The 24,990-nt window shown below is 66.6% G+C and carries 24 protein-coding genes; 16 read left to right on the plus strand and 8 right to left on the minus strand.

The window, feature by feature from the left end; translation table 11 throughout:
• Positions 1 to 58 precede the first annotated feature (58 nt).
• Positions 59 to 766, plus strand: a complete 708-nt coding sequence (locus tag ACSR87_RS03730; protein WP_498529548.1) for a helix-turn-helix domain-containing protein — start codon at positions 59 to 61, stop codon at positions 764 to 766.
• Positions 767 to 900: 134 nt separating this feature from the next.
• Positions 901 to 1,203 carry a DUF5789 family protein gene (locus tag ACSR87_RS03735; RefSeq protein ID WP_115860857.1) on the plus strand — a complete coding sequence of 101 codons (303 nt, stop codon included), beginning with the start codon at positions 901 to 903 and terminating at the stop codon, positions 1,201 to 1,203.
• 102 nt (positions 1,204 to 1,305) lie between these two features.
• Here the strand turns inward: ACSR87_RS03735 and hmgB are convergent, their stop codons facing one another.
• The 5 genes from hmgB to ACSR87_RS03760 form a co-directional block, all read right to left on the minus strand.
• Positions 1,306 to 2,643 carry a hydroxymethylglutaryl-CoA synthase gene (hmgB, locus tag ACSR87_RS03740; protein ID WP_498529549.1) on the minus strand — a complete coding sequence of 446 codons (1,338 nt, stop codon included), beginning with the start codon at positions 2,641 to 2,643 and terminating at the stop codon, positions 1,306 to 1,308.
• 62 nt (positions 2,644 to 2,705) lie between these two features.
• A complete protein-coding gene (locus ACSR87_RS03745; protein ID WP_498529550.1) occupies positions 2,706 to 5,381 on the minus strand; it encodes an Ig-like domain-containing protein in 2,676 nt (891 codons plus the stop codon).
• Between the two features lie 57 nt (positions 5,382 to 5,438).
• The gene (locus ACSR87_RS03750) at positions 5,439 to 6,026 is read right to left on the minus strand and encodes a DUF2150 family protein (RefSeq protein WP_004042306.1); all 588 of its coding nucleotides are present in this window, start codon (positions 6,024 to 6,026) and stop codon (positions 5,439 to 5,441) included.
• A 152-nt stretch (positions 6,027 to 6,178) separates the two neighbouring features.
• A complete protein-coding gene (locus ACSR87_RS03755; protein WP_498529551.1) occupies positions 6,179 to 7,027 on the minus strand; it encodes a TatD family hydrolase in 849 nt (282 codons plus the stop codon).
• 106 nt (positions 7,028 to 7,133) lie between these two features.
• Positions 7,134 to 7,610, minus strand: a complete 477-nt coding sequence (locus tag ACSR87_RS03760; RefSeq protein ID WP_498529552.1) for an NYN domain-containing protein — start codon at positions 7,608 to 7,610, stop codon at positions 7,134 to 7,136.
• Positions 7,611 to 7,805: 195 nt separating this feature from the next.
• Here ACSR87_RS03760 and ACSR87_RS03765 point away from each other — a divergent pair, with 195 nt between their 5' ends.
• The 3 genes from ACSR87_RS03765 (at position 7,806) to ACSR87_RS03775 (ending at position 10,373) form a co-directional block, all read left to right on the plus strand.
• Complete coding sequence (locus tag ACSR87_RS03765) at positions 7,806 to 9,374, plus strand: S8 family peptidase (RefSeq protein WP_498529553.1); 1,569 nt, start codon at positions 7,806 to 7,808, stop codon at positions 9,372 to 9,374.
• A gap of 169 nt (positions 9,375 to 9,543) precedes the next feature.
• Positions 9,544 to 9,831, plus strand: coding sequence for a hypothetical protein (locus ACSR87_RS03770; protein ID WP_498529554.1), 288 nt, complete (start codon positions 9,544 to 9,546; stop codon positions 9,829 to 9,831).
• Positions 9,832 to 10,121: 290 nt separating this feature from the next.
• Positions 10,122 to 10,373 (plus strand): DUF7999 family protein, encoded by a 252-nt coding sequence (locus ACSR87_RS03775; protein WP_498529555.1) that lies wholly within the window; start codon positions 10,122 to 10,124, stop codon positions 10,371 to 10,373.
• A 120-nt stretch (positions 10,374 to 10,493) separates the two neighbouring features.
• On the opposite strand, the gene tuf is transcribed toward ACSR87_RS03775, so the two are convergent.
• A complete protein-coding gene (gene tuf / locus ACSR87_RS03780; RefSeq protein WP_498529556.1) occupies positions 10,494 to 11,756 on the minus strand; it encodes a translation elongation factor EF-1 subunit alpha in 1,263 nt (420 codons plus the stop codon).
• A gap of 413 nt (positions 11,757 to 12,169) precedes the next feature.
• On the opposite strand from tuf, the gene ACSR87_RS03785 reads away from it, so the two are divergent.
• The 3 genes from ACSR87_RS03785 (at position 12,170) to ACSR87_RS03795 (ending at position 16,954) form a co-directional block, all read left to right on the plus strand.
• Complete coding sequence (locus tag ACSR87_RS03785) at positions 12,170 to 12,655, plus strand: Lrp/AsnC family transcriptional regulator (protein ID WP_498529557.1); 486 nt, start codon at positions 12,170 to 12,172, stop codon at positions 12,653 to 12,655.
• 377 nt (positions 12,656 to 13,032) lie between these two features.
• Positions 13,033 to 14,517: a proton-conducting transporter transmembrane domain-containing protein gene (locus ACSR87_RS03790; protein ID WP_498529558.1), complete on the plus strand. Its 1,485-nt coding sequence runs from the start codon at positions 13,033 to 13,035 to the stop codon at positions 14,515 to 14,517.
• Positions 14,507 to 16,954, plus strand: a complete 2,448-nt coding sequence (locus ACSR87_RS03795) for a DUF2309 domain-containing protein (protein WP_498529559.1) — start codon at positions 14,507 to 14,509, stop codon at positions 16,952 to 16,954. Before ACSR87_RS03790 ends, ACSR87_RS03795 begins: the two co-directional genes overlap by 11 nt.
• Positions 16,955 to 17,071: 117 nt before the next feature.
• On the opposite strand, the gene ACSR87_RS03800 is transcribed toward ACSR87_RS03795, so the two are convergent.
• Positions 17,072 to 17,488: a CopG family ribbon-helix-helix protein gene (locus ACSR87_RS03800; protein WP_008575606.1), complete on the minus strand. Its 417-nt coding sequence runs from the start codon at positions 17,486 to 17,488 to the stop codon at positions 17,072 to 17,074.
• A 126-nt stretch (positions 17,489 to 17,614) separates the two neighbouring features.
• On the opposite strand from ACSR87_RS03800, the gene ACSR87_RS03805 reads away from it, so the two are divergent.
• From ACSR87_RS03805 to gcvPB, 8 genes are all read left to right on the plus strand, one after another.
• A complete protein-coding gene (locus tag ACSR87_RS03805; RefSeq protein ID WP_115802957.1) occupies positions 17,615 to 18,271 on the plus strand; it encodes an energy-coupling factor ABC transporter permease in 657 nt (218 codons plus the stop codon).
• Positions 18,268 to 18,567, plus strand: a complete 300-nt coding sequence (locus ACSR87_RS03810) for a PDGLE domain-containing protein (RefSeq protein WP_004042296.1) — start codon at positions 18,268 to 18,270, stop codon at positions 18,565 to 18,567. The genes ACSR87_RS03805 and ACSR87_RS03810 overlap by 4 nt, the downstream gene beginning before the upstream one ends.
• A complete protein-coding gene (cbiQ, locus tag ACSR87_RS03815; RefSeq protein ID WP_498529560.1) occupies positions 18,564 to 19,376 on the plus strand; it encodes a cobalt ECF transporter T component CbiQ in 813 nt (270 codons plus the stop codon). The genes ACSR87_RS03810 and cbiQ overlap by 4 nt, the downstream gene beginning before the upstream one ends.
• Entirely contained in the window at positions 19,364 to 20,164 is an 801-nt protein-coding gene (locus tag ACSR87_RS03820; protein WP_498529561.1) for an energy-coupling factor ABC transporter ATP-binding protein, read from the plus strand. Before cbiQ ends, ACSR87_RS03820 begins: the two co-directional genes overlap by 13 nt.
• A 230-nt stretch (positions 20,165 to 20,394) precedes the next feature.
• A complete protein-coding gene (gene gcvT / locus ACSR87_RS03825; protein WP_498529562.1) occupies positions 20,395 to 21,486 on the plus strand; it encodes a glycine cleavage system aminomethyltransferase GcvT in 1,092 nt (363 codons plus the stop codon).
• A 2-nt stretch (positions 21,487 to 21,488) separates the two neighbouring features.
• Positions 21,489 to 21,869, plus strand: coding sequence for a glycine cleavage system protein GcvH (gcvH, locus tag ACSR87_RS03830; protein WP_498529563.1), 381 nt, complete (start codon positions 21,489 to 21,491; stop codon positions 21,867 to 21,869).
• A gap of 1 nt (position 21,870) precedes the next feature.
• Complete coding sequence (gene gcvPA / locus ACSR87_RS03835) at positions 21,871 to 23,214, plus strand: aminomethyl-transferring glycine dehydrogenase subunit GcvPA (RefSeq protein WP_498529564.1); 1,344 nt, start codon at positions 21,871 to 21,873, stop codon at positions 23,212 to 23,214.
• A complete protein-coding gene (gene gcvPB / locus ACSR87_RS03840; protein ID WP_498529565.1) occupies positions 23,214 to 24,635 on the plus strand; it encodes an aminomethyl-transferring glycine dehydrogenase subunit GcvPB in 1,422 nt (473 codons plus the stop codon). Before gcvPA ends, gcvPB begins: the two co-directional genes overlap by 1 nt.
• A gap of 21 nt (positions 24,636 to 24,656) precedes the next feature.
• Here the strand turns inward: gcvPB and ACSR87_RS03845 are convergent, their stop codons facing one another.
• Entirely contained in the window at positions 24,657 to 24,833 is a 177-nt protein-coding gene (locus tag ACSR87_RS03845; RefSeq protein ID WP_004042289.1) for a DUF7838 family putative zinc beta-ribbon protein, read from the minus strand.
• Positions 24,834 to 24,990 lie beyond the last annotated feature (157 nt).

The following is a 24,990-nucleotide window of genomic DNA, read 5'->3' on the forward strand; positions in this document are numbered from 1 at the left end:
GGGATACTCACGCAGGTTGTCCCATGACTCACTCGTCGGTCGGGCCGAGGTGTTCGCGATGACCGCGGCACCGCGCGACGACCTCGCCCGCCGCATCGCGGGCGAGATTACCCTCTCGGACGACCCCGGCGCGACGCTCCGGAAGTGGCGGACCGACTTCGACATCTCCCAGACGGCGCTCGCCGAGCAGTTGGACGTGTCGTCGTCGGTCGTCTCCGACTACGAGAGCGGCCGCCGCGAGAGCCCCGGCATCGGCGTCATCCGCCGGATGGTCGAAGCGCTCCTCGATATCGACGAGGCCCGCGGCGGCAGTCGCATCCGGCAGTACGCCCGCGTCCTCTCGGCCGGCTTCGAGAGCGACATCGTCCAGGACCTCCGGGAGTACCCCACGTCGATTCCGCTCGATAGCTTCTACGACGCCATCGGCGCGACCCCCATCGTCGACGGCGACCAAGACCGCATCAGCGGCCACACCGTCATCAACAGCATTCAGGCAATCACGCGGCTCTCCTCCGAGGAGTTCTACCGGCTCTACGGGCAGTCGACGAGTCGGGCGCTCGTGTTCACCGGCGTCACCCGCGGCGAGTCGCCGCTGGTCGCCATGCGCGTCGTCACGCCGACGCCGAACGCCGTCGTCCTCCACGGCCTCTCGGAGGACGACCTCTGGGAGCACGCGCCCGCGCTCGCCACCATCGACGGCTTCGCCCTCGCCGTGACCGACCGCGATTTAGACGAGATGCTCGAAGACCTGCGGACGCTTCCCTGAGAACGCCGTAGTACCCGTTTCGGTCCGTCTGACCCGATTCGGTCGATTCGTTTCGCTCCCTTCGATTCGCATTTCCAGAGTGTCCGCCTGAGGGCGAAAAAAGCCGAAGGGCGGCCGCGACCATGTCCGACCATATGGACATTCGCGCCCTCCAATCGCACCTCGAAACGGCGTTCGAGTACCCGGTCACGACCGAGCGCGTGCTGGAACGCGCCGGCGACGTCGAGGTGACCGCGCCGAACGTCGACGACGCGGAGACCGTCGAGACCATCCTCGCCCCGCTCGGAACCGAGACCTACGAGTCGGCTGCCGACCTGTACAACACGATACTCGGCAGCGTGAGCGACGACTACATCGGCAGAAAGTTCTACGACGACCGGGGCGCTGACCCGGCGGATTCGTGGTCGATACTGCCCGACCAAGCCCGGTCGTTCTGACGCGAGGCGCTTCGTCTCCCCGCTACTCCACGTATTCGTACTTCCGAAGCGCCGAACGGCGCTTCGTCTCCGCGCTCGCTTCGCTCTCGCGGACGGTCCCCGCTACTCCACGTATTCGTAGCGGCGCTCGTTCATCCGCCCCCAGCCCGTGAAGACGAACTCGGCTTCGGGTTGGGTGAACTCCTCGACCTCGATTTCCTTTTCGTGGTTGTGCACGTCGTGGATGAGTTCGTAGTCGTCGAAGGAAATCTCGGTGCGGGCCGCGAGCTGGTCGTCCACGTCCACGGCCTCGATTTCGTCGAGCCACGTCTCTTGGACCCGTTCGGCGTGAATCTCGGCCTGCGCGCCGGAGCCGTAGGAGCCGACGAGCAGCTGCTTGCCGGTCATGTCTTTCCCGTCGTCCGCGGCGGCCTTCAGGGCCGACAGCCGGGCGATGTGGACCGAGCCGGTGTACCAGTTGCCGACGCGGCTGGAGATGTCGAGCGTCGGCTCGATGACGCGACCGTACCAGTCGCGGTACTGCTCGGTCGTCTTCAGTTCGTCCATGTAGCCGCGGATGGCCTCCTCGTAGTCGTCCCACGTCTCGAAGTCCTCCTCGCGGGGCTGGCGGCCGATTTCGCTTTCGAGGTCGTCTTCGATGTCGGTGTCGCGGGTCATGTGGCGGAAGCCCAGAAGCGCCGCCTTCCGGACCATGCCGGGGAACGGCGTGTGGAACGGGATGTACTCGAACAGGTCGGGGTGGGTGCGACCCGCGACGCTCTCGTAATCTTCGAGCGCCTCGCGCATCCGAGCGAGATACACCTGCATGGAGCGCTTGCCGTCCACCGAGGGGAACTGCTGGTTCGGCTTGAGGAAGTCCGTCTCGTCCATGCTGCCGTAGCCCTGCTCGGTCGAGAGTTCGACGAGGTCCGGGTCCTCGTCGATGAGCATCGCCACCGCGCCCGCGCCCTGCGTCGCCTCGCCGGGGTCGCCCCGCTCGTAGAGGGCGGTGTCGGTGGCGATGACGAGCGCCGCGCGCCCGCGGTTGCGACCCGCCTTAATCCAGTTGTAGGCGTCGTCCAGGCTCTGGGTTCCGGCGATGCAGGCGAACTTGCGCTCGCCCTTGTTGGCGTGGCGGAAGTCGCCGTCGTACACCTGCTCGAGACAGCCGGCGATGTACGTCGACACCGGTTTGGAGTTGTCGAACGCGGACTCGGTCGCCACGTCGATGCGGCCGATGTCCGCGGGCGTCAGGCCCTTTCGGTCCATCAGTTGCTTGGCGGCGTTCGCCCCCATCGTGACGATGTCCTCGTACACGTCCGGGAACGACGACGTGTGGAGACCCAGCCCCTTCGTGTACTTCTCCGGGTCTTCGCCCTTCACCGGCGCGAAGGTGTTGGGGAGGTCTAACACGAGTTTGCCCGTCCAAATCTCCATGGCGTCGATGCCGACGGAAGTCATGGTCGATGTTACAGAACCGAGGGATAAGGTTTTGTCGATGGGGAGTTACGTCGGTTGTCGAACTACGGGCCGTTCCCGTCCGCGACGTCGTCGACGGTCTGGATATCGACGACGGCACCGGTGTCGTCGTACACCAGTATTCCGACCCGATAGTCGGTCTGTGCGCCGTCCCGCCGCTCGATGATGTCGACGTTGTTACGGCTCCGGTCGGTACGTTGGGTCGTGGTCGTCGCCCCGTTGCCGTTGAGATTGAGCGCCACCAGTTCGACCCGACTGAAGTCGCCGGACGACACGGCGTAGTCGGCGCGGTACCAGACCGCGTTCGTCCCGGTGTTGGTCCGGTCTTCGACGTCGAACGCGTCGATGGATGCGCTACTTCCGAGCGACAGGTCGGCGTTTCCGTTCCGGTTCCGCGCGTCGGCCACGTCGGTCACGGTCCGTGAGCTCTCGACGTATTCGCCGTTCGGCCCGTCGTAAATCACGTCAATCGTGACCTCGAACGTCTGTCTGACTCCGTATCCGGGCTGGAACCGAACGCTGCCGCGCGATGTCGACTGCTGTGCGAAGCCCGAAGCGGAACCCTCCATCGAATCGGCCCTGACCTCGACGCGCTCGAACGACGCGTTCGTGTCCCCGATGTCGTAGGAGACGACGAAGTCGGGGTTGTTCGTTTGGATGTCCGTGAGGTCGTCGACACGCATCGAGACAGAGGGGGACGGCGTGCCGTCCGTATCCGTGACGGTCACGGTCGTCGTTCTCCTACTCGTCGCCCCGTCGTCGTCGGTCACCGTTAGTTCGACGGTCACGTCGGTGTCGCCCGAGACGCTGTCGGGCGCGTTGAACGTCGGCTGGGCGGAACTGGGGTTCGACAGGCTCGCCCGCCCCGTGGGGTCGTCGGTGATGGACCAACTGTAACTGGTAATCGACCCGTCGCTGTCCGAACTCCCGGAGCCGTCGAGCTGTATCGACTCGCCTTCGGGGACGCTATACGGCCCCGTCGTCCGGGGAGTCGGCGGGGCGTTCACGCCGCCTTCCGGCTGGGCGTTGGCTTCGAACGAGAACGTCTTGGCGTCGACGAGGCCCGACGGGAGGCGGTAAGTCACGCGAACGGAGAGCCACTCGCCGGTCATGTCGACGTTCGTGCCGCCGAACCCACCTGTGTCGTAGAACTCGTAGACGTAGAACCGCGCGGATTCGCCGCTGCCGACGACGGGATTGGACCCGCCAATATCGCCGTCCTCGTCGATATCGATCGCGAGTCCGTCTTCTGGCACGGCCACGAACTCGTTCTGCGTAATCTGGTAGTCGACGAGGGCGTCACCGCTCGGCGACTCGACGTACAGCTCCGTCTCACCGGGGTCGTCGTCCCCGGCGTCGACCCTGTCGGAGAGTCCATCGATGCTGTCGTCGTGCGGGTTCACCACGACGTTCAACAGCTCGACGGAGTCGGAACCGACGTTCCGCAGCGAGAACTCAACGCCGCCGGGCGTCGAGAAGTCGTCGTCGCCGTCGCGGGCGACCGCGTCGTTCTCGTAGAGGAGTCCGGCGACGCCGCCCTCGGCGGCCTCCCCGCTCGACACGCTGACTTCGACAGCCGCGTCCTGCCGCGTACTCGGGGTGAACGTCTCGTCGTCGAAGCTACCGAGCACCTCGGCGGTTCCCGCCGACTCACCCGTCACTGTCACGCGGATTCGACCCTCGGAATCGGTCGTCGGTCCCTCCGGGTCGATTGAGACCGAACCACCGCTCGCAGAGAAGTTCACCGAGACTCCGGAGACGGGGTTGTTGTATCGGTCCCGAACTTCGAAGGTGAGCGTCTCGGTGTCTCCCGACCCGACGCTTCGAGGCGAGGCTCCGTCGACGACCGTCAGGTAATACGCGGCCGGTTCGTCGACTCCCGACCCCACTTCGACCGCTCCGACGCGGAGGTCGTACGTCACGCTGTCGCCATCTTCCTCCCCTTGCATCTCGATTTCGACCCTGTCGCCGGAACGGTCCACGCTGTGGACGTAGTCGTCGTTCCCCTCTGCGAGAAGCTCACGCCACGCGTCCTCGGACAACTCCGTCGGCACGGAGATGGTCACGTTCCCCGACGCATCCCCCGTCACCGGAACGGTCCGCGTCGCGGGGCTGACCGCCTGCGCGTCGACGGTCGCGGAGCCGACGCCGTTTTCGGAGTAGTTGCCTTGGAGGAGAACGAGCGAAATCGTCCGGCCGTTGATGAGTGATTGCCTGTCGTTGAGCGTCCCCTCGTACCCGGTGTCGAACCGATTGTACGAGACGGTGTTTTCGTACACGGTCGTCGGGGCCGACTGCAAAACGTTGTAGTCCGGCCGGTATTCGAGCGATTTGGTCTCGTACGAGAGGCCGCCGTTAACGTAGTCGCTCGTCTCGGCTTCCGTCGTCTCGACGTTCGTGACGGTGAGACTGCCGAGTTCACGCGTCTGCAACGTCCCCGAGACGGGGCCGGGGTTGACGAACAGCGTCCGACTCGGATACCGCGTTCCGAGAGAGACCGTCGACGGACGGGGGGTCGTCTCCGACGAGCTTTCGATGATGGCACCGCGAAGCGATTCGAACTGGTCGTGAACCTCCTGGTTGTGTAGGAACTCGACCTGTTCGTTCTGATTCGGGACGACGGTCGCTTGGTACATCGACATCGAGATGATGATGATACCGAACAGCAGCACTGCGCCGATTTGGACAGTGACCGCTCTCTCGTCCCCCCGAAAGTCCATATGACGTGAAGATATCCGAAACGGGAAAAAGACTCCTACAAGAGCGAGAGGCCGGATTCAGTCTTCTTCTTCGACGACTTCGGGCTCCGAAAGGCCGCTCTGGAGGCTGTCGAGACCGTTGACCCACTCGGTGACGAGCCCGAATTCGAGTTCGTCGAGCACCTCGATGTCGAGGTCCTCGCCGTCGATGACGCGGGTGCCGACCTGGACGATGTAGCCGAGCGCGCTGTCGAGGTCGTCGGCGGCCTCGGCGTCCGCGGCGGCGCGGATGTAGGCGTCCATGTCATCTTCGAGTTCGGCGGGGCCGGCGACGATGAACTCCTCGGCGGCGAAGAAGGCGCACGAGAGGCTCGTCTGGACGCTCCCGACGAGGATTTCGGCCTCCTCGTTCTCCGTCTCGAACTCGGGTTCGGCCATGACGATGTCGTGGACGGTCGACAGCTCGTCGAGCGCCTCTTCTTCGCCCAGCGTGTCGTCGTCGTAGGCGGTCAGAATCTTGGCGATGGCGATGGCCGCGTCGTTCTGGATGTTCATCAGGAGACGGCCGGTCTCCTCGCTTTCGAGGTCCAGGTCCTCTTCTTCGACGCGCGTCAACCAGTTCTGCCAGCGTTCCGGCGAGTAGTATCGTTCCTCGGCCTCGGTCATACCTACACCCTCCCGTGCCGGACTCAAATGCCTTTCTTATCCTGCCTGTAACCGTGTGAGACGACGACGTGGGAGGAGACGGCGCGATTCGGCTCGTGCGTCGGTCTCGGCGGCCGGTCCGGCTCACCCGTCGACTGTTCCGCCTCACCCAGCTATCGGTCGAGCGTCGCTTCGGTGTCGATGCCGTAGACCAGCGCGGGCGTCTCGACGTGAGCGTTCCTGACGGCGTCGTCGCGGCCCGCGTCGAGGAGCCAGTCGACGCGCCGGGGGACGGTCTTCGGCCCCATCACCGCGCCGGGGCGGTCGGGGTCGTCGATGAAGTCGGTCTCCATGAGGAACGGGTCGCCCCGCTCGGCGGCGTCTTCGAGGCGGTCCTTGTCGCTCATGACGCTCGGCGTGCCGCCGGTCAGGTGGCCCTGCGCGTAGTGTTTGACCACGCGCTCGCCGGGGACGCCGCGCTCGTCGGCCCACTCGGCCACGTCCGAGAGGTCGGTCGTCGACTCCGTGTGGAGTTGGAGCGCGCAGTCGCAGTCGGCGGCGAGGTCGAGACCGCGTCTGAGGACGGCGTTCGAGGCCTCCCGGACGGCGTCGGTGACCTCGTAGTGCGGGCGGCCGGACTTGAGCGCGAGCGCGTCGCCCTCGCGGACGAACTCGGCGGCGGTGTCGAGGCCGGCGCACATCAGGTCGCGGGCGGCCTCGGGGTCGTAGCCGCGGTCGTCGACGAGTTTCGAGACGAGGCCGGGGTGGACGCCGAGGACCGGCCACGCGCGCCCGGGGAGAATCTCGGAGGCTTCGCGGACGACCTCGACGGTCGTCTCGAACACCGGGCGGAAGTCCTCGCCGGTCTCGACCTCGTGGCCGAGGAGCCACGAGGGCTTGTTGACGACGAGGAGGTGCGTGCCGCCGCTCCGGGCGAAATCCTTCACCGCCTCCAGCCCGCGCCCGTGGTCCGGGTCGAGGTGGAGATGGTTGTCCACGACCGGCGTGTCGAACTCCTGCATGGACGTGTGGTCGGCCGGGGGAGGAAAAAGCGAACCGTTCGCGGTCGGTGCGGCGTCGGGTTGGGTCGGAGAGGGCAGGTCGCCGCCGACTCAGTCGCCGCCCGGTTCAGTCGTCGCCGTCGGCGAGGTCGTCGAGCGTCATCCCGTGGGTCGCCGCGTTCTGAAGCGCGTCCGAGCGGCCGTAGCTCCCCGGCGCGATGGCGACCGTCCGCAGGCCGTAGGCGTTGGCCGTCTCCAAGGCGGGCTTGAAGTCGGTGTCCCGCGAGGCGACCGCGATAACGTCGGCGCGGTCCTCGACGGCGTAGCGCGTGAGGTCGACCGCGAGCTTCACGTCCACGTCGCCGCTCGTGACGACGACCTCGAACCCGCGCGCTTCCGCGGCCTGAATCAGCCCCGGCGTGGCGTGCTCGTCGAGGTAGAGCCGCGCCGCGCTCAACTGCCCGCCGAGCGAGCGAGCCGCCGCCCGGATGTCGTCTAAGTCCACGTCGAACTCGTCGCGGAGGACGTTCGGCCCGTCCACGAAGAGCGCCACTCGGCCCGAGGGAAGCCCGTCGGGGCCGACCAACCGCCGCAGGAGGTCCATACACCACCTCGCCCGGTTTCGGGTTTATAAATTTCGAGGGAGGTGCGGCCGAAGTACGAACGAGGATTCTGGAATCTGTCGAAGATTTATTTTGGTTTACGGATTTTCTCTGGACTGTCGTTGAAGAACAGGCTGAAATTGAAATTTCAGTCAAGATAACAAATATTGCCACGGCCTCCCGAGATATGTGTGCCTATGACAGGCACGCCAAACTTCGACAGACGAACCTTCCTGAAACTCGCCGCGGCCGCCGGACTGACCGGCGCGGCCGGCGTGACCTCCGCGACGCCCGGACGGTCCCCCGGTCCGAAGAAAGACGAGATTCTCGTCGGCGTCTCGAAGACCGCCGACAGCCCGCGCAAGGCCGTCGAGAAGCACGTCCCCGGCAACGCAAGGGTCGTCCACGAGAACAAGACCCTCAGTTACGTGGCCATCAAGTTCCCGTCGGTCGCCGCCGACCGCGCCCGCGAGAACTTCATTTCGGCGGTCACGAAGCGCGACGAGGTGAAGTACGCGGAGAAGAACGTCACCCATCAGGCGCTCTATACGACGAACGACCCGCAGTACGGCAGTCAGTACGCGCCACAGCAGGTGAACGCCGACACCGCGTGGGACACCACGCTCGGCAGTTCCGACGTGACCGTCGCCGTGGTCGACCAGGGGGTCAAGTACGACCACCCCGACCTCTCGGCGCAGTTCGGCTCCGACAAGGGCCAGGACTTCGTCGACGCCGACGGCGACCCGTACCCGGACGTGCTCGCCGACGAGTACCACGGCACCCACGTCGCCGGCATCGCGGCCGGCTCCACCGACAACAGCGAGGGTATCGGCGGTATCAGCGACTCCTCGCTCCTCTCGGGGCGGGCGCTCTCCGAGTCCGGCAGCGGTTCGACGAGCGACATCGCCGACGCTATCGAGTGGGCCGCGGACCAGGGCGCGGACGTCATCAATCTCTCGCTCGGCGGGGGCGGCTACACGTCCACGATGAAAAACGCCGTGTCGTACGCGACCCAGCAGGGGAGTCTCGTCGTCGCCGCCGCCGGCAACGACGGGAGCGGGAGCGTGTCGTACCCCGCCGCCTACGGCGAATGCGTCGCCGTCTCCGCGCTCGACCCCGACGAGACGCTGGCGTCGTACTCCAACTACGGCCCCGACATCGACCTCGCCGCGCCGGGGACGAACGTGCTGTCGTGTTGGACGACCGACACCGAGTACAAAGAGATATCCGGCACGTCGATGGCGACGCCGGTCGTCTCGGGCGTCGCCGGACTCGCGCTCGCCGTCTACGACCTCTCGCCGACCGACCTGCGGAGCCAACTCAAAAATACCGCGGTCGATATCGGTCTCTCCGAGAACGAACAAGGCGCGGGCCGCGTGGACGCCGCGAACGCCGTCACGACCGAGCCGGGAAGCGGCGGTGGCGGCGGTGGCGGCGACGGCGGCGACTCGACCACTTCGACCATCGACGACTCGCTGTCGTCGTCGGCCGACTCCGACTGCTGGAGCTACACGTGGGAGTACGGGTCGCCGTCGCAGGTCGTCGTCGACCTCAGCGGGCCGTCGAGTACCGACTTCGACCTCTACGTCAACGAGGGCTCGGGGACGTGCCCCACGACCGGGTCGTACGACTACCGCTCGTGGAGCACGGACAGCCAAGAGCAGGTCGTCATCGACAACCCCGACACGTCGGCCGACCTCTCGGTGCTGGTCGACAGCTACTCCGGCAGTGGCAGTTACACCGTGACCGTCACCGAAAAGGAGTAACGAGGGCCTCGACCGCCCGCGAGGCCGCCTCGCGACCGAGCCGACAGCCGACTTCATGAGCACGTGACCGCCGCGTCCGCGACGCTCCCGTGACGCGTCGCGCGGTGTCACATTCTGGTTCTGCGGGACCTCGCGATGCGCTGGTGCGACCGAGACGCGTAGCTCACCCATGGGTGGGGACGAACCGACGGTCACGGTGAGGATTCTGGGATTCCACGACGACGGCGAGACGAAGGCCATCAGCAACGCAGTCACGGCGCTCGGCCACGAGGCCCTCTGGCCCCACGAGGGGGGCGACGGCATCGAGGTGTTGGCGTCGAGCGTCGCGCCCGACCCCAAACCCGCGAAGCGTCCTCTCCACCGTCCACAAGCACGCGACGGCGAGCAGGCTGGCCGCCGCGGGCCACTAATGAGCCGGATATATCAAGCCATTCGGTTAATTGGCTCCACCGCCTAGGGTGACTGCGCCCCGTCCCCGATTCGAGAGGCCGTACTTACGCGATGCAGTTCGTTTCGACGACCCAGCCGCGCTCGACAGCGTGGCCGCGTCGCGTCACGTCCCACGCCGGTCGCAACCCAACCGCCGGCGCACGGCGCGTCGAATCGACCACCGGACGCGGGCCATTCTCCGAAAACCGACCGACTGCGAACGGACAGTTTCCCGTGGGGGACAATCACGATACAGTTTATAATGATTTACTAAACGCAACGCTAGGTTTTATGTGTCTGATTAACATATATTCGGATATGTCTCAGACAGCGTCCAGAAATAGCACGGATACGTTTACAATCGTAAACGAGGTAAACGACCACGGTGCGGCGACGCTCCGCGGCGACAACGGCTCGACGTACCACGTCACTTCCTACGAGAACAGCAGCTTCCGCGACTACCTCGCGAATCACCACGCCGGCGACCGCGTCCGGATGGATATCGTCAGGGCGGGCGTCCGCGCGAACGTCTGGCAGGTGTCGGCGCTCTACCCCGGCGCTGACGAGTGACGCCGGACGCGACGTACGCTCGCGCGCCGTGTGCGACCGTCGGTCGCGCCGACCGTCCCCGAGGACGGCGCGGTCGCTGTCGCGGCGGCGACGTGGAAAATCCGAGGTCGGGACCGGGCGCTACTCGTTGACTTCGAGCACTTTGCCGGCCGCGATCGTCTGTCCCATGTCGCGGATGGCGAAGCTCCCGAGTTCGGCGATTTCTGAGGACGGCTCGATGCTGAGCGGCTTCTGCGGACGCAGCGTGACGACGGCGGCGTCGCCGGCCTTGATGAAGTCCGGCTCCTCTTCTGCGACCTCGCCCGACGCGGGGTCGAGCTTCTGGTCGAGCGACTCGAACGTGCAGGCGACCTGCGCGGTGTGGGCGTGGATGACCGGCGTGTAGCCCGCCGTGATGACCGAGGGGTGTTGCATCACGACGATTTGCGCCGTGAACGTCTTGGCGACCGACGGCGGGTCGTCGGCCGGGCCGCAGACGTCGCCGCGGCGGATGTCGTCTTTGCCGACGCCGCGGACGTTGAAGCCGACGTTGTCGCCGGGACCGGCTTCCGGAACCTCCTCGTGGTGCATCTCGATGGTCTTCACTTCGCCACCGGCGTCAGAGGGCATGAACCGGACGTTGTCGCCCGTCCTGAGCATCCCCGTCTCGACGCGGCCGACCGGGACCGTCCCGATGCCGGAGATGGTGTACACGTCCTGAATCGGGACGCGAAGCGGGGCGTCGGTCGGCGGCGACGGCTCCGGGAGATTGTTCAGCGACTCCAGGACCGTCGGCCCGTCGAACCACGTCATGTTCTCCGAGGGTTCGGCGATGTTGTCGCCCTCGAACGCCGAGATGGGGATGAAGCCCGCGTCGTCGGAGTTGAACCGTACCTGGTTCAGGAGCTGTTGGACCTCCTCTTTGACCTGTTTGTAGGAGTCTTCGCTGTAATCGACGACGTCCATCTTGTTGACCGCGATGATGAGTTCCTCGATGCCGAGCGTTCGGGCGAGGAAGACGTGCTCGCGGGTCTGCGGCGCGACGCCGTCGTCGGCGGCGACGACGAGAATCGCGTGGTCGGCCTGCGACGCGCCCGTAATCATGTTCTTCACGAAGTCGCGGTGGCCGGGCGTGTCCACGATGGTGAAGTAGTACTTCTCCGTGTCGAAGCGCTGGTGGGCGATGTCGATGGTGACGCCGCGTTCGCGCTCCTCGGCGAGATTGTCCATCACGTAGGCGAACTCGAAGCCCGACTTCCCCTTGGACGCCGCCTCCTCGCGGTGCTGTTCGATGATGTGTTCCGGGACGCTACCTGTCTCGAACAGGAGCCGGCCGACGAGCGTGGATTTCCCGTGGTCGACGTGTCCGATGATGGCTAGGTTCTGGTGTGGTTTGTCTGCCATGGCTATCAGGGCGGTGTCGCCCAGTTTGGTAAAATATGACACCCAAAGGTAAATCCGTTTTCCCGGCGAGAAACGCGTCTCGCGCCGGTTCGGACGAGTCGCTGAAACGGGTTGTCAGGAAACACGAAAACTCAGGAACGCCGTCACGTTACGACGCCGTCGGGCGAATCGGACGGAGAATCGAAGCGGTAGCAGACGGCTCAGAACCCGCACATCGTCGCGGCCATGTCGGCGAAGGTAGCCGTGCGGCGAACGGACTGCTCGTGAGCGTCGGACGTATCGGCGTTAGATTTTACAACAATCATAGTAACTAATTTTATCGTTTGGGTAATAAACCTGCCGCCGAGGGCGAGCCGCGAGCGGGTGTCGCGCGATATCAAAGGCTAAAGTGTCCTCCTCGCGGAGGGAGTGGTATGTCCGGCGAGGATATCGACGACGTCGACAGGGCGATTCTGTACGCACTCCAGGAGGACGCCCGGAACATGTCGTCCGGCGACATCGCAAAGCGAACGGGAACCTCGGACAGCACCGTCCGCAAGCGCATCCAGCGGCTCGAATCCGAGGGCGTGGTCAAGGGATACAGCGCGAGCGTCGACTATCAGAAGTCGGGGTATCCGCTCCGAATGCTGCTGTACTGCACCGCCTCGATTCCCAAGCGGGGCGAACTCGTCCCCGAGATTCTGAAGATGGATGGCGTCGTGGCGGTCCAGGAGTTAGTCACCGGCGAACAGAACCTTCTCGTGACCGCCGTCTGCGAGACGGACGACGACATCACGGCTATCGCACAGGAACTCCTCGACATGGGCGTCACCGTCGCCGACGAGGTTCTCGTCCGCACGCACGAGACGACACCGTTCGGCGAGTTCGATGCCGAGAGGCACACCGAAAACGACTCCTGAACGGGCGCGCGCTCGATATCCTCCGACGAACGGAGCGTTCACGAACCGCTCACTGAGACCGACGAGCGACCGCAGTCGCCGGTCGCCGCGGCGAGACGACACCGACCGGGCCGGCGCACGGATTCGGTCGCTCACGCCACGTTGTCGGGCGTCAGACCTCGAACGAGTTGTTCGACGCGGATACGACCGTTCAGAGTCGACAGTCTCCGCCGCCCCGTACCCGCAGAACCATAATGTTCTATAATGGCTAATTTTCGAACGATTTGTGAATGTAGGTAGATTTAATAGACAATCTGTTCTCGGATAGGCGTAAGGACGACCAATATCGGACGCCGAGTGCGTTTCGGTGACCGGTCTGGTCAACGACGAACCGAACGATGTCAGGACACAGCCCGAAACCGACGGTCGGAGCACTCCCGGACGCGACGGCGGATTCGCCGTTCGCGCCCGTCGCACTAACGCGGCTCGTGTGGGCGCTGTTCGCCGCGAGCGTCGCCGTGCTCTTCGCCCGACTCCGACTCGGCGGCGCGTGGGAGGTCCCCGGCGTCGTCGCCGTCGACGGCCTGACCGTGCTGCTGTGGGTGGTCGTGACGTTCTTCAGCGGTATCGTCCACAGCTACTCGCGCCGCTACATGGCAGGCTCCGTCCACGAGACGAAGTTCTTCGCCACCGTGTTCGGCTTCACGGTCGCCGTGATGGCCCTCGTCGCGGCCGACCACGTCGCGCTGTTCTGGTTGTGCTGGCTGGCGATGGGGCTCGCGATGGCGAAACTCATCGGCATCATCGACGGCTGGCCGCAGGCGCGGGCCGCCGCGAGCGTCGCTCGCAGGTACTTCCTCGCAAGCAGCGCGTTCCTCGGCGTCGCGCTCGCGGCCCTCTGGTGGTCGACCGGCGCGACGACGGTCTCCGGCATCGCCGCGAGCGCCAACGGGCTCGGTGGCCCGGTGTGGCTTCTCGCCTGTGTGGCGCTCGTCCTCGCGGCGATGATGCAGTCCGCGCTCGTCCCGTTCCACGGCTGGCTCCTCTCGTCGATGACCGCGCCGACGCCCGCCTCGGCGCTGATGCACGCCGGGTTCGTCAACGCTGGCGGCATCCTGCTGCTCCGGTTCGCGCCGGTCGTGACCCTCGACGCCACGCTCATGCTCGGTATCGTGACTGTCGGCGCGACGAGCGCCCTCGTCGGAAAACTGCTCAAGAACGTCCAGTCGGACGTCAAGAGCGAACTCGGCTGCTCGACCATCGGCCAGATGGGCTTCATGATTATGCAGGCCGGGCTCGGCTTCTTCGGGGCCGCCATCACCCACCTCATCCTACACGGCTTCTACAAGGCGTACCACTTCCTCAGCGCGGGCGGCGCGGTCGAACGGACCGCCCCGACTGACCACGACGACCACGAGACCGGGGCCGTTGGTTCCGCGGTCATCGTGGCGACCGGACTGGCCGGCGGCGCGGTGTTCGCGGCGCTCACGGGGAAGGGAACGCACCTCGACAGCGGGCTCCTGCTCGTGGCGTTCGTCGTGCTCACCACGCTGCACGCGGCTCGCAGCGTCGTCTCACACGCCGCGCTCCCGGCGACGGCCCGCTACGGCGCGGTGCCGCTGGTCTTCCTCCCCGCCATCGCCGTGTACGCCCTCGTCTATCAGGGAATTTCGAGCGTGCTGTCCGGGCTGCCGGTCGTCGAGGCACCCGCCGAGCTGAGCACGCTCCACGCGCTCGTCGCCGGCGTCTTCCTCGTGACTTACGTCGCGATAGAACTCGGCGTCCACGAACGCAGCCGGCGTCTCTACGTCGCGCTGTTGAACACGAGCCAGCCCGCGTCCAGCACCATGCTGACCGCCACGGAGGACTACAATGAGTACTGAACACGCCATCGAAGACAGTATCGACAAAGCGGCGACGACCGTCGGCTCGGTCTGGCCGGTTCACTCGTTCGTCACGGCCAACCCGCTTTCGGGGTTCGAAGATATGCCGTTCAGCGAGGCGGTCACGCAGGCCGCGGACCTCGTCGGCGGCCGGGGCTACCCGAGTCCCGAGACGTTCGAAGCGGCCCTCGAAGGGGGGCAAATCGACCCCGCGGTGCTCGACGCGGAACTGGCCGACCGCGGCTACGACGGCGACCCCGAGACCCTGCTGGAGCGCATGGACGCCGGCGTCGAGTCCGCGGGCGCGGGCGACGACGCCGAGACTGACGCCGCCGACACGGACGCCGCGCGGGTCGACCGCGTGCTGACGAAGTGGCTGTCGGCGTTCCTCGACGAGGGTCAAGCCCACTGGCCGATGCCGGACCGCGAAGACGGGTTCTACAACGCCTTCCGGTCGATGGCCGCGTACGACGGCCGAATCCCCGACGACGGCATTGTCTCCGACCTGCCCGAGTCGCCGGTCGAGACCATCGAGGCCGCGGTCGCGTCGTACCCCGAAAGCCAGTGGGTGCCGATATTCGAGGAGCAGCTCGCCGCGCTCCCCGGCTGGACCGGCTTCATCAAGCAACGCGCCGTCGACGGCGGCGAGTGGCAGTCCGCGTACCCGATTTCGCTCGACGGCTATCTCGCGGCCCGTCTCGCGCTCCTCGACGCGTTCGGCGTCGACATCGCGCCGTCGACCGGGTCGAAAAGCGGCGAGGCCGAGGCGGCCGACGAACTCGCCGAGGCGTTCCTGAGCGCGTGGGAGGCGAGCTACCGCGACGAGGTGGTCGACCGCGTCGCCGCCGAGAGCGAGGCGCTCGACACCAGCGATACCACGGGCCGCCCGGACGCGCAACTGGTGTTCTGTATCGACACGCGCTCGGAGGTCATCCGCCGGCACATCGAGGCGACCGGCGACTACGAGACCCACGGCTACGCCGGCTTCTTCGGCATCCCGATGGAGTATCGGGGGTACGACGCCGAGGTAGCGGTCGACGCCTGCCCGCCGATCGTCGACCCGCAGCACCGCGTCACCGAGGTTCCGACCGACAGGGACACCGAGGCGACCCGCGACCGTTGGTCGCGCCTCCGCGAGGCCGCGGGTGAGGCCATCGAGTCGCTGAAGACCAACCCCGCGACCGCATTCGGCTTCGTCGAGAGCGCGGGGAGCGGATACGGGCTATCTCTCGCGGCCCGCACGCTCGTCCCCGGTCGCGTCTCCGACCTGCTCGGAACCGCCGACGACGCGGTCCCCGACAACCGCGAGTTCTGCGACCAAGTCATCCACCACCAGCACTCGTACGCGGGCGACCTCCCGGTGGGCCTGACCGACGAGGAGAAAGTCGAGTACGCGGCGAACGCCTTCGAACTGATGGGCTGGGAGGAGTTCGGCCGCCTCGTCGTGTTCACCGGTCACGCCAGCGAGACGGCCAACAACCCCTACGATTCGAGTCTGGACTGCGGGGCCTGCGCCGGCCACCCCGGCGGCCCGAACGCCCGCGTCCTCGCGGCCATCTGCAACGACGAGACGGTCAAAGTCGAACTCCGCGACCGCGGGTTCGACATCCCCGAGGACACGGTGTTCGTCGCCGGCGAGCACAACACGACGACCGACGAAATCGAACTGTACGACGGCGACGTGCCGGAGAGCCACGCGGACGACCTCGACCGGTTGCGCGCGGACCTCGCAGTCGCCCGCGAGCGCGCGGCCGCCGAACGCGCCGAGACGATGGGTGCCGGCGGCTCCGCGGCCGTCAGCGAGACGGAGCGCCGCGCGGCCGACTGGGCCGAGACGCGTCCCGAATGGGGGCTGGCCGGCAACGCCGGCTTCGTCATCGGTCCCCGCGAACTGACGAGCGGCCTCGACCTCGACGGCCGCGCGTTCCTCCACTCGTACGACCACGCGACGGACCCCGACGGCGACGCGCTCGAAGCCATCCTCACGGGGCCGATGGTCGTCACCCAGTGGATTAACGCGCAGTACTACTTCTCGACGGTCGACAACGCCGTCTACGGCAGCGGGTCGAAGGTGACCCAGAACCCCGTCGGCAACGTCGGCGTCTATCAGGGCAACGGCGGCGACCTGATGACCGGCCTCCCGCTCCAGTCGCTGATGGCCGCCGACGACAGGCCGTACCACCAGCCGCTCCGCCTCTCGACGATTATCCACGCGCCGGTCGACCGCGTCACCGACGTGCTTGCCGACCACGCGGAACTGACCGAACTGCTCGACAACGACTGGCTCTCGCTGACGGTCGTCGACCCGACGCAGGACCACCGCGCGTTCCACTACGAGGAGGAACTGACGTGGACGCCGGCGTCCGAACGGGTCGAAGCGAACCCCGAACCGGAGGCGCCGGACACGCCGGCGGCGACCGCCGTCGCGGACGATTAACCGTTTCGGGGCCGAACACGTTTCGTTCTCGCCCGGGTCAGCGGGTCCCAACCAAGAACTCCCGGTCGGTCGTCACAACCCGTTCACAACGCGTCACAACCCGCTCACGGTTCTCCGCTACCGGTCCGCTTCGACGACGGCGAGTTTGACCTGATGGACGCCCTTCAGCGGCCGAATTCGGGAGAGCAACTCCTCGATGCGCTCGCCCGTGCCGTCGACGGCGATGGACTCCAGACAGAGGTGGTCGTCGAGGTGGACGTGATGGACCGCGATGATGGTCTCGGTGAAGTCGTGTTGCAGTTCGGTCATCTCGTCGCTCACGCCGCTGTGGTCGTGCTCGTAGAGGACGACTACGGTTCCGCTGAGACTCCCGGAAAGCCCCGTCTGCTGATTGAACTCCGTGACGAACGCGCGAAGCGCGTCTCTGGTCGCCTCCGAGCGGCTGTCGTACTCCCCGGCGGCGACCACGTCGTCGAGTTCGGAGAGCAGACTCGGCGGGAGCGTGACGCTCATCCGGTCGACGTCCTGGCTCATAATCTCGACTTTTCCCAGCAGCCGTTTAGTCGTTGGCAGTAACGCTTTCGAATCGACACCATATGGCCAGTATTACGATTTGGAAGAAAAGTATTATTGCTTGACCGAATCACACGTGTGATACGAATGCACATTCCGGACGGCTTCCTCGACCCCTGGGTGGCGGGTCTCTTCTGGCTCGGCTCCGGCATCGTAATCGGTATCGCAGTCAGACGCGCCCGCGGCGAACTCGGTGACGAACGGACGCCGCTTCTCGGCGTCGTTGCAGCAGGTATCTTCGCCGCGCAGATGCTGAACTGGCCGATTCCGGGCGGGACGAGCGCTCATTTCGTCGGCGGGGCGTTCGCGGGTATCCTCCTCGGACCGTATCTCGGCGTCCTCGCGATGAGTGCCGTCGTGACGATACAGGCGCTCGTGTTCGGTGACGGCGGCATCATCGCGCTCGGTGCGAACCTCTTTGCGATGGCCGTCGTCGACGTCCTCGTCGGGTACGCCCTCTTCCGGGCGCTCCGAGGGGTTCACGAAACCGGCGCTGCGTTCGTCGCCGGGTGGGGAGCGATTACCGTCTCGGCGCTGGTCGTCGGCGTCGGCATCGGCCTCTCGTCGGCGTTCGCTTACGAGCTGAGCGTGACCGTGCTGATAATGGTCGTCGGCCACGCGCTCTTGGGGCTCGTCGAGGGCGCGATTACGGCCGCGGTCTACGGCTACGTCGCGGACGCTCGGCCGGACCTCGTGCTCGGGCGACTCGACGACGACTCGCTTTCCCCGGAGGTGGGCCTGTGAACGCGCTCGTGTCTGACTCCTGGGGACGGCGGGCGCTCATCGGGCTGCTCGTGCTCGTCGTCTTGGCTCCCGTGTTCGGCTGGGCGTCCGGCGCAGTCGGGTACGCCGAACCGCTCGAAAACGCCGCCGAAGAGACCGGAGCGGCCGACGCGGCCGACCCCGTCAGTCCCGGACTGCTACCGGACTACTCCGTCCCGGGGCTCAGTTCGCCGCTCGGAACGCTCGTCTCGGCGGTCGTCGGGACGGGGCTCACGCTGGCGGTCGGAGTCGGAGTCGGTCGCCTCCTCGAACAGTGACCGGCGTCGTCGGCCGCTCGGTCGAATCCATCACGGGGGCGCTTCGGTCCGTGTTCACGGCCGAGCAGGTGGCCTCGTCCGACGGGTTCCTCCAGCGACGGGACCCTCGCGTCTCCCTGTGTTCGGTCGCTGGCCTCGCGCTGGCGGTGATGATTACGCGAACCGTCGCTGTCACCCTCTGTTTCGGCGTCGTGACCGTCCTCTTGGCGCGGCTGTCGGCGGTTCCGCTCCGACAGTTGCTCGCACGCTCGGCGGTCGTGCCGCTCGTCTCCGCCGGTATCGTCGTTCCCCAAGCCGTACTGCTCCCCGGGGACGCGCTCGTGCGGGCGTTCGGGTTCGCCGTCACTGACGCCGGCGTCGCGTACGTCGTGCTGTTCACACTCCGCGTCGGCGTCGGCGTCGCGCTGCTGTCGCTCACCGTGATGACGACGCCGTTCTCGTCGGTGGTCGCGGCCATGCGGGAACTGCGCGTCCCGGTCGCGCTCGTGTGGGTCGTCGCCGTCACCTATCGCTACCTGTTCCTGTTTTTCGACGAGTTACAGCGACTCGTTCTCGCACGGAACAGTCGCACGACCGGGCGGTCTACCCTCCGCGACGGGTGGCGCGATGCGAAACGGCTCGTCGGGACGTTCCTGTTGCGGACGCTCGACCGCGGCGAACGGGTCGGCCGCGGGATGCGGGCCCGCGGCGGGTCCCGACCGCCGTCACCGTACAGCCGGTCGCGGGCCGTCGACAAGGGCGACTACGCGCTGGTCGCGCTCGCCGTCGTGGCCGTCGCCGGCTCGGGGGTGATTCGATGGGGCCTGTAATCGAAGCCCGGGGACTGACACACGAATACCCGGACGGAACGACGGCGCTCCGAGACGTGACGGTCACAATCGAGGCGGGAGAGCGAGTTGCCGTCATCGGTGCGAACGGGTCGGGAAAGAGCACGCTGCAACTCGTGCTCGGCGGCCTCGTCGAGCCGACGGCCGGAACGGTCGAGTACTTCGGTGAGACGGCGGATGCCGAAGCCGTCAGGGACCGCCTCGGCGTGCTCCTGCAAGACCCCGACGACTACCTGTTCAATACGACCGTCCGCGAGGACATCGAATACGGGCCGGCCCAGCTCGGGATGTCACGGCAGGCAGCGACACAGCGAGTCGCGCACCTCGCGGCCGAACTCGGGTTAGAGAGCCTGCTGGACCGCCCCCCGTTCCGTCTGTCGGGGGGCGAGAAACAGCGGGCGGCGGTCGCGAGCGTCCTCGCGTTCGAGCCGGAGGTGCTCCTGCTTGACGAGCCGTTCGGCGCTGTCGACGCCGGCTACCGAGAACGCATCTTGAAACTGGTGACCGGCCACGAGGGGACCGCGGTGTTGTTCACGCCGTCCGTGGACGCCGTGCCCGAGATTGCCGACCGAGTACTCGTCGTCGGGAAGGAGGGGTCGATAGCGGCGGACGGCCCCGTTCGAGACGTTTTGACAGACACCTCCCTGCTGAGAGACAACGGTCTCCGGCCGCCGACGACGGTGCGGTTGTTCGAGGGGATACTCGACGTTGACGACGTTCCGCTGACCGTCTCGGACGCACGAGCCCATCTGCTGGACCAAACGCAGTAGCGAACTGTCCCTCGACGCACGCGCAGCGCGCCGAATTCGATATCGCAATAATCGGTTTATCACGTCCACCGCGGCCCCGGTCAGCGTCGCGTTCGGACGGCAGATTTCGCCATGTGGTTGCGGATTCGTGGTGTTTTACTCCGCTTCTCCCCCCGCATTCATGCAAGATACTGAACAGACCGAGCGAACAGATACCAAAGCATTACTTATCGCAGTTCGCAGGGGCCTGTATGGGCCTTCGCAAGCCGCCGTTGTACGACGTCCACGCGGACGCCGGGGCGACGTTCACCGAGTTCGGCGGATGGGACATGCCTGTGGAGTACGACTCCATCAAGGCCGAACACGCGGCCGTCCGCGAGTCGGTCGGCATCTTCGACGTTTCGCACATGAGCGAAATCGAGGTGTCCGGCCCGGACGCGACCGCGCTGATGCAACGCCTGACGACGAACGACGTGACGGCCCTCGAACCGGGTGACTCGCAGTACTCGGCCATCGTGAACGACGAGGGCGTCATCCTCGACGACACCGTCGTCTACCGACTCCCCGACCGCGACGAGCGGGTCTATCTCTTCGTCCCGAACGCCGGCCACGACGAGGAGATGTACGACCGATGGACCTCGTTCCGCGACGACTGGGGCCTCGACGCCACCGTCGAGGACGTGACCGAGGACTGGGCGATGTTCGCGGTACAGGGGCCCGACGCCCTCGATTCGGTCACCGACGCCGCGCCCGGCGCGGCCCTCGGGGACCTCTCGAAGTTTCAGGCGACGTTCGCCGACGTGGCGGGCGTCGAGTGCTGGGTGGCCCGGACGGGCTACACCGGCGAGGACGGCTTCGAGCTCCTCTGTCCGTGGGCCGACGCCGAGACCGTCTGGGCGGCGCTCGAGGCGACCCCCTGCGGGCTCGGCTCCCGCGACACGCTCCGACTGGAGATGGGCTACCTGCTCTCGGGACAGGACTTCGACCCCGAGACGGAGCCCCGGACCCCCTACGAGGCCGGCATCGGCTTCGTCGTCGACCTCGACACCGAGTTCGTGGGGCGCGACGCCCTCGAACGACAGCGCGAGGTCGGCGTCGACGAGACCTTCGTCGGCTTCGCCCTCCTCGACCGCGGCGTTCCCCGGCACGGCTACGACATCGCCGGTGCGGACGGCGGGGTCATCGGCGTCGTGACGAGCGGGACGATGAGCCCGACGCTGTCGGAGCCCATCGGTCTCGGCTACGTCCCCGTCGAGTACGCCGACGACGAGACCGAGGTTTCGGTGCTCGTCCGCGGCCGCGAGAAGCGCGCAGTAATCGTGACACCCCCCTTCATCAACTGACAATGTTCGAAATCCCTGACGACCGGAAGTATCTGGAATCGCACGAATGGACCACCACCGAGGGCGACACCGTCCGTATCGGCATTTCCGACTTCGCACAGGACGAACTGGGCGATGTCGTCTTCGTCGAACTCCCCGCCGAGGGCGACGAACTCGCCGCCGGCGAGGAGTTCGGCGTGGTCGAGAGCATCAAGGCCGTCTCGGACCTCTACGCCCCCGTCTCGGGCACGGTCACGGCCGTCAACGAGGAGCTGTTCGACGCCCCGGAACTCCTCAACGACAACCCCTACGGCGACGGCTGGATGCTCGAAGTCGATCCGGCCGACGAAAGCGAGTTCGACGACCTCCTCTCCCCCGAGGAGTACCGCGAGCAGACGGAGTGAGATGACGGCTGGAAACGGACGGCGGGCCGGAAGCCCGTACGCCCCACACACCGACGCCGACGAGGAAGCGATGCTGAACGCCGTCGGCGTCGACAGCGTCGAAGCGCTCTTCGACATCCCCGAGGAGGTCCGATTCGACGGCGAGTTCGGCGTCTCCGGCACCGACGAACAGGAGCTCAGGAACGCCATGGCCGACCTGTTTTCGCGCAACGAGGAGCTGACGGAGTTCCTCGGCCGCGGCCACCACGCCCACTACGTGCCGGCGCTGGTCGACGACCTCTCGCGGCGCTCTGAGTTCCTCACCTCGTACACGCAGTACCAGCCCGAAATCGCGCAGGGCTTCCTGCAGGTGCTGTTCGAGTACCAGTCGATGCTGGTCGAACTGACCGGGCTTCCGGTCGCCAACTGCTCGATGTACGACGCCGCGACGGCGCTCGCCGAGGCCGCGCTCCTCGCGAACCGCCTCCGCCGCGGCGCGAGCGGCCACCGCGTGCTCGTCCCCGAACACCTCCACGAGGGCCGCCTCGGCGTCTTGGAGAACTACCTCGACGGCGCGGAGATGGAAATCGGCGAGTACCCGATGGACGACGGCGCGGTCGACGTCGAGGCCCTCGCGGACCTCGTCGACGACGAGACCGTGATGGTGTACGCCGAGACCCCGACGGTCCGGGGCGTCATCGAGGAGCGACTCACCGACATCGGTGACCTCGCTCACGACAACGACGCGCTGTTCTGTCTCGGCAGCGACCTCGTGGCGCTCGCGCTGCTCGAAGAGCCCGCGAGCGTCGGCGCTGACGTGGTCGTCGGCGAGGCCGGCGCGCTCGGCATCGGCACGGCCTACGGCATGGGTCTCGGCATCTTCGCCACCCGCGAAGAGTACCTCCGGCAGGTCCCCGGTCGCCTCGTCGGCGTCTCCGAGGACAGCGCGGATATGCGGGCGTTCACGCTGACGCTCCAGACCCGCGAACAGCACATCCGCAAGGAGCGCGCGACCTCGAACATCTGTACGAATCAGGCGTGGGTCGCGCTCCGAACGGCCATGCACATGGCGTGGCTCGGCCCCGACCGCCTCGTCGACCTCGCGACGCAGGCCGTCACCGACGCGCGCGACCTCGCCGCCCGGCTGGACGACCTCTCGGGCGTCAAAGCGCCGCTGTACGACCGCCACCACTTCCGCGAGTTCGTCGTCCGGACGGACCAGCCCGCGCCCGCCATCACGAACGATCTCGCGGGCCGCGGCTTCGCGGTCCACGCCCTCGACGACCACCACTTACAGGTCTGTATCACCGACGCGAACGCCGACGCCGCGGACGGACTGGTCGCGGCCTTCGAGGAGGTCATCTGATGAACTTCGACCAAGCCCGATTCAGCCGCGACAACGAGTACGAACCGCTCCTGTCCGAAAAGGACAGCACCACCGTCGAGGTCGATTCCGAGGGCGTCCTCCCCGACGATCTGACCCGCGACGAACTGACGCTCCCGGCGCTGTCGGAGCCGCAACTGGCGCGGCACTACACGCGCCTGTCGCAGATGAACTACAGCGTCGAACTCGGGCCGTACCCGCTCGGGTCGTGTACGATGAAGTACAACCCCTCGTTCACGGAGGACGTGGCCGCGGACCCCAACGCCGGGGTCCACCCCGACCGCTCCGACCGGACGGTTCAGGGGACGCTCGGCCTCCTGCACGGCCTGCAGGAGTATCTCGCGGATATCGGCGGGATGGACGCCGTGACGCTCCAGCCCCCGGCGGGTGCCGCGGGCGAGTTCACGGGCATCCTCGTCGCCAAGGCGTACCACGAGTCGCGCGGCGACGACCGCTCGGAGATTATCATCCCCTCGTCGGCCCACGGGACGAACTTCGCGTCGGCCGCGATGGCCGGCTACGACGTGGTCGAACTCCCCTCCGACGACGACGGCCGCGTCGACATGGAGGCGTTAGACGCCGCCGTCTCCGAGGAGACGGCCGCGCTCATGCTTACCAACCCCAACACGCTGGGGCTGTTCGAGCGCGACATCGTCGATATCGCTGAGCTGGTCCACGACGCCGGCGGCCTGCTGTACTACGACGGCGCGAACCTCAACGCGCTGCTCGGCCGCGCCCGCCCCGGCGACATGGGCTTCGACATCATGCACTACAACGTCCACAAGACGTTCGCCACGCCGCACGGCGGCGGCGGCCCCGGTGCCGGCCCGGTCGGCGTAGTCGAAGAGCTCGCGGAGTTCCTCCCGAGCCCGATGGTCCGCGAGACGGCCGCCGGCTACGAACAGTACGAACCCGAGTCCTCTATCGGCAAGGTCCACGGCTTCGCCGGCAACTGGCTCGTGCTCGTGAAGGCGTACGCCTACATCGCCCGCCTCGGTGACGCGGGCCTCGCGGACGCCAGCGCGAAGGCCGTCCTCAACGCCAACTACCTCGCCTCACAGCTAGACCTCGATGTGCCGTACGGGCCGTTCCACCACGAGTTCGCGGCGACCTCGGGCGACCGCGACGCCGCCGACGTGGCGAAGCGCATGCTCGACTACGGCGTCCACCCGCCGACGACGAAGTGGCCCGAACTCGTCTCGCAGGCGATGCTCACGGAGCCGACGGAAGTCGAAGACAAGGCGTCGCTCGACGACCTCGCACACGCCTTCAACGCGGCGTACGCCGACTCCGACGAGGCGCTCGAAACCGCGCCCTCGAAGACCAGCGCCCGCCGCATCGACCAGGTGTCGGCCGCGCGGAACCCGCGGCTCTCGTGGCGGGCGCTCGGCGACGACGAATAACGAGAAAACCCTTTTTCGCGGTTACGCTTCGGCCTTCGCGTACGTCTCGATGTCGTCCGTGATGTGGATGTAGCCGTAGTCGCACTCCGTGCAGTGCCACTTCGTCTTCGTGCCGAGGTGAATCTCCATGCTGGCGGCGAGGTAGAACGTGTCGTTGCCGCAGGCCGGGCACTCGCGTTCGATTTCGAGGTCGCTCATGGGGTCGAATCCGTGGTAGTCGTTGTTGAAGATATTGGTTCGCGGACGCTGTGGAAGAGAAAATAAACCAAATATCGCGATAGCAAATCGGGGTTGCGGTCGGATTCCACGTCAGTCCGCGTGCGGCGACCGTCTACCGAGCGCAGACAGGAGAGAG

The organism is Haloferax sp. SDI50 (assembly GCF_059802635.1).

What these genes read in the sequence shown, in the direction of transcription:
- ACSR87_RS03735 (WP_115860857.1), top strand. Translation starts at nt 901, where the DNA reads ATGGACATTCGCGCCCTCCAATCGCACCTCGAAACGGCGTTCGAGTAC.
- ACSR87_RS03785 (WP_498529557.1), top strand. Translation starts at nt 12,170, where the DNA reads ATGTCCGGCGAGGATATCGACGACGTCGACAGGGCGATTCTGTACGCA.
- ACSR87_RS03750 (WP_004042306.1), bottom strand. Translation starts at nt 6,026, where the DNA reads ATGACCGAGGCCGAGGAACGATACTACTCGCCGGAACGCTGGCAGAAC.
- tuf (WP_498529556.1), bottom strand. Translation starts at nt 11,756, where the DNA reads ATGGCAGACAAACCACACCAGAACCTAGCCATCATCGGACACGTCGAC.
- ACSR87_RS03800 (WP_008575606.1), bottom strand. Translation starts at nt 17,488, where the DNA reads ATGAGCCAGGACGTCGACCGGATGAGCGTCACGCTCCCGCCGAGTCTG.
- ACSR87_RS03730 (WP_498529548.1), top strand. Translation starts at nt 59, where the DNA reads ATGACCGCGGCACCGCGCGACGACCTCGCCCGCCGCATCGCGGGCGAG.
- ACSR87_RS03845 (WP_004042289.1), bottom strand. Translation starts at nt 24,833, where the DNA reads ATGAGCGACCTCGAAATCGAACGCGAGTGCCCGGCCTGCGGCAACGAC.
- ACSR87_RS03770 (WP_498529554.1), top strand. Translation starts at nt 9,544, where the DNA reads ATGGGTGGGGACGAACCGACGGTCACGGTGAGGATTCTGGGATTCCAC.
- ACSR87_RS03755 (WP_498529551.1), bottom strand. Translation starts at nt 7,027, where the DNA reads ATGCAGGAGTTCGACACGCCGGTCGTGGACAACCATCTCCACCTCGAC.
- gcvPA (WP_498529564.1), top strand. Translation starts at nt 21,871, where the DNA reads ATGACGGCTGGAAACGGACGGCGGGCCGGAAGCCCGTACGCCCCACAC.
- ACSR87_RS03795 (WP_498529559.1), top strand. Translation starts at nt 14,507, where the DNA reads ATGAGTACTGAACACGCCATCGAAGACAGTATCGACAAAGCGGCGACG.
- ACSR87_RS03805 (WP_115802957.1), top strand. Translation starts at nt 17,615, where the DNA reads ATGCACATTCCGGACGGCTTCCTCGACCCCTGGGTGGCGGGTCTCTTC.
- hmgB (WP_498529549.1), bottom strand. Translation starts at nt 2,643, where the DNA reads ATGACTTCCGTCGGCATCGACGCCATGGAGATTTGGACGGGCAAACTC.
- ACSR87_RS03745 (WP_498529550.1), bottom strand. Translation starts at nt 5,381, where the DNA reads ATGGACTTTCGGGGGGACGAGAGAGCGGTCACTGTCCAAATCGGCGCA.
- ACSR87_RS03760 (WP_498529552.1), bottom strand. Translation starts at nt 7,610, where the DNA reads ATGGACCTCCTGCGGCGGTTGGTCGGCCCCGACGGGCTTCCCTCGGGC.
- ACSR87_RS03775 (WP_498529555.1), top strand. Translation starts at nt 10,122, where the DNA reads ATGTCTCAGACAGCGTCCAGAAATAGCACGGATACGTTTACAATCGTA.
- ACSR87_RS03790 (WP_498529558.1), top strand. Translation starts at nt 13,033, where the DNA reads ATGTCAGGACACAGCCCGAAACCGACGGTCGGAGCACTCCCGGACGCG.
- gcvT (WP_498529562.1), top strand. Translation starts at nt 20,395, where the DNA reads ATGGGCCTTCGCAAGCCGCCGTTGTACGACGTCCACGCGGACGCCGGG.
- ACSR87_RS03765 (WP_498529553.1), top strand. Translation starts at nt 7,806, where the DNA reads ATGACAGGCACGCCAAACTTCGACAGACGAACCTTCCTGAAACTCGCC.
- gcvPB (WP_498529565.1), top strand. Translation starts at nt 23,214, where the DNA reads ATGAACTTCGACCAAGCCCGATTCAGCCGCGACAACGAGTACGAACCG.
- ACSR87_RS03820 (WP_498529561.1), top strand. Translation starts at nt 19,364, where the DNA reads ATGGGGCCTGTAATCGAAGCCCGGGGACTGACACACGAATACCCGGAC.
- gcvH (WP_498529563.1), top strand. Translation starts at nt 21,489, where the DNA reads ATGTTCGAAATCCCTGACGACCGGAAGTATCTGGAATCGCACGAATGG.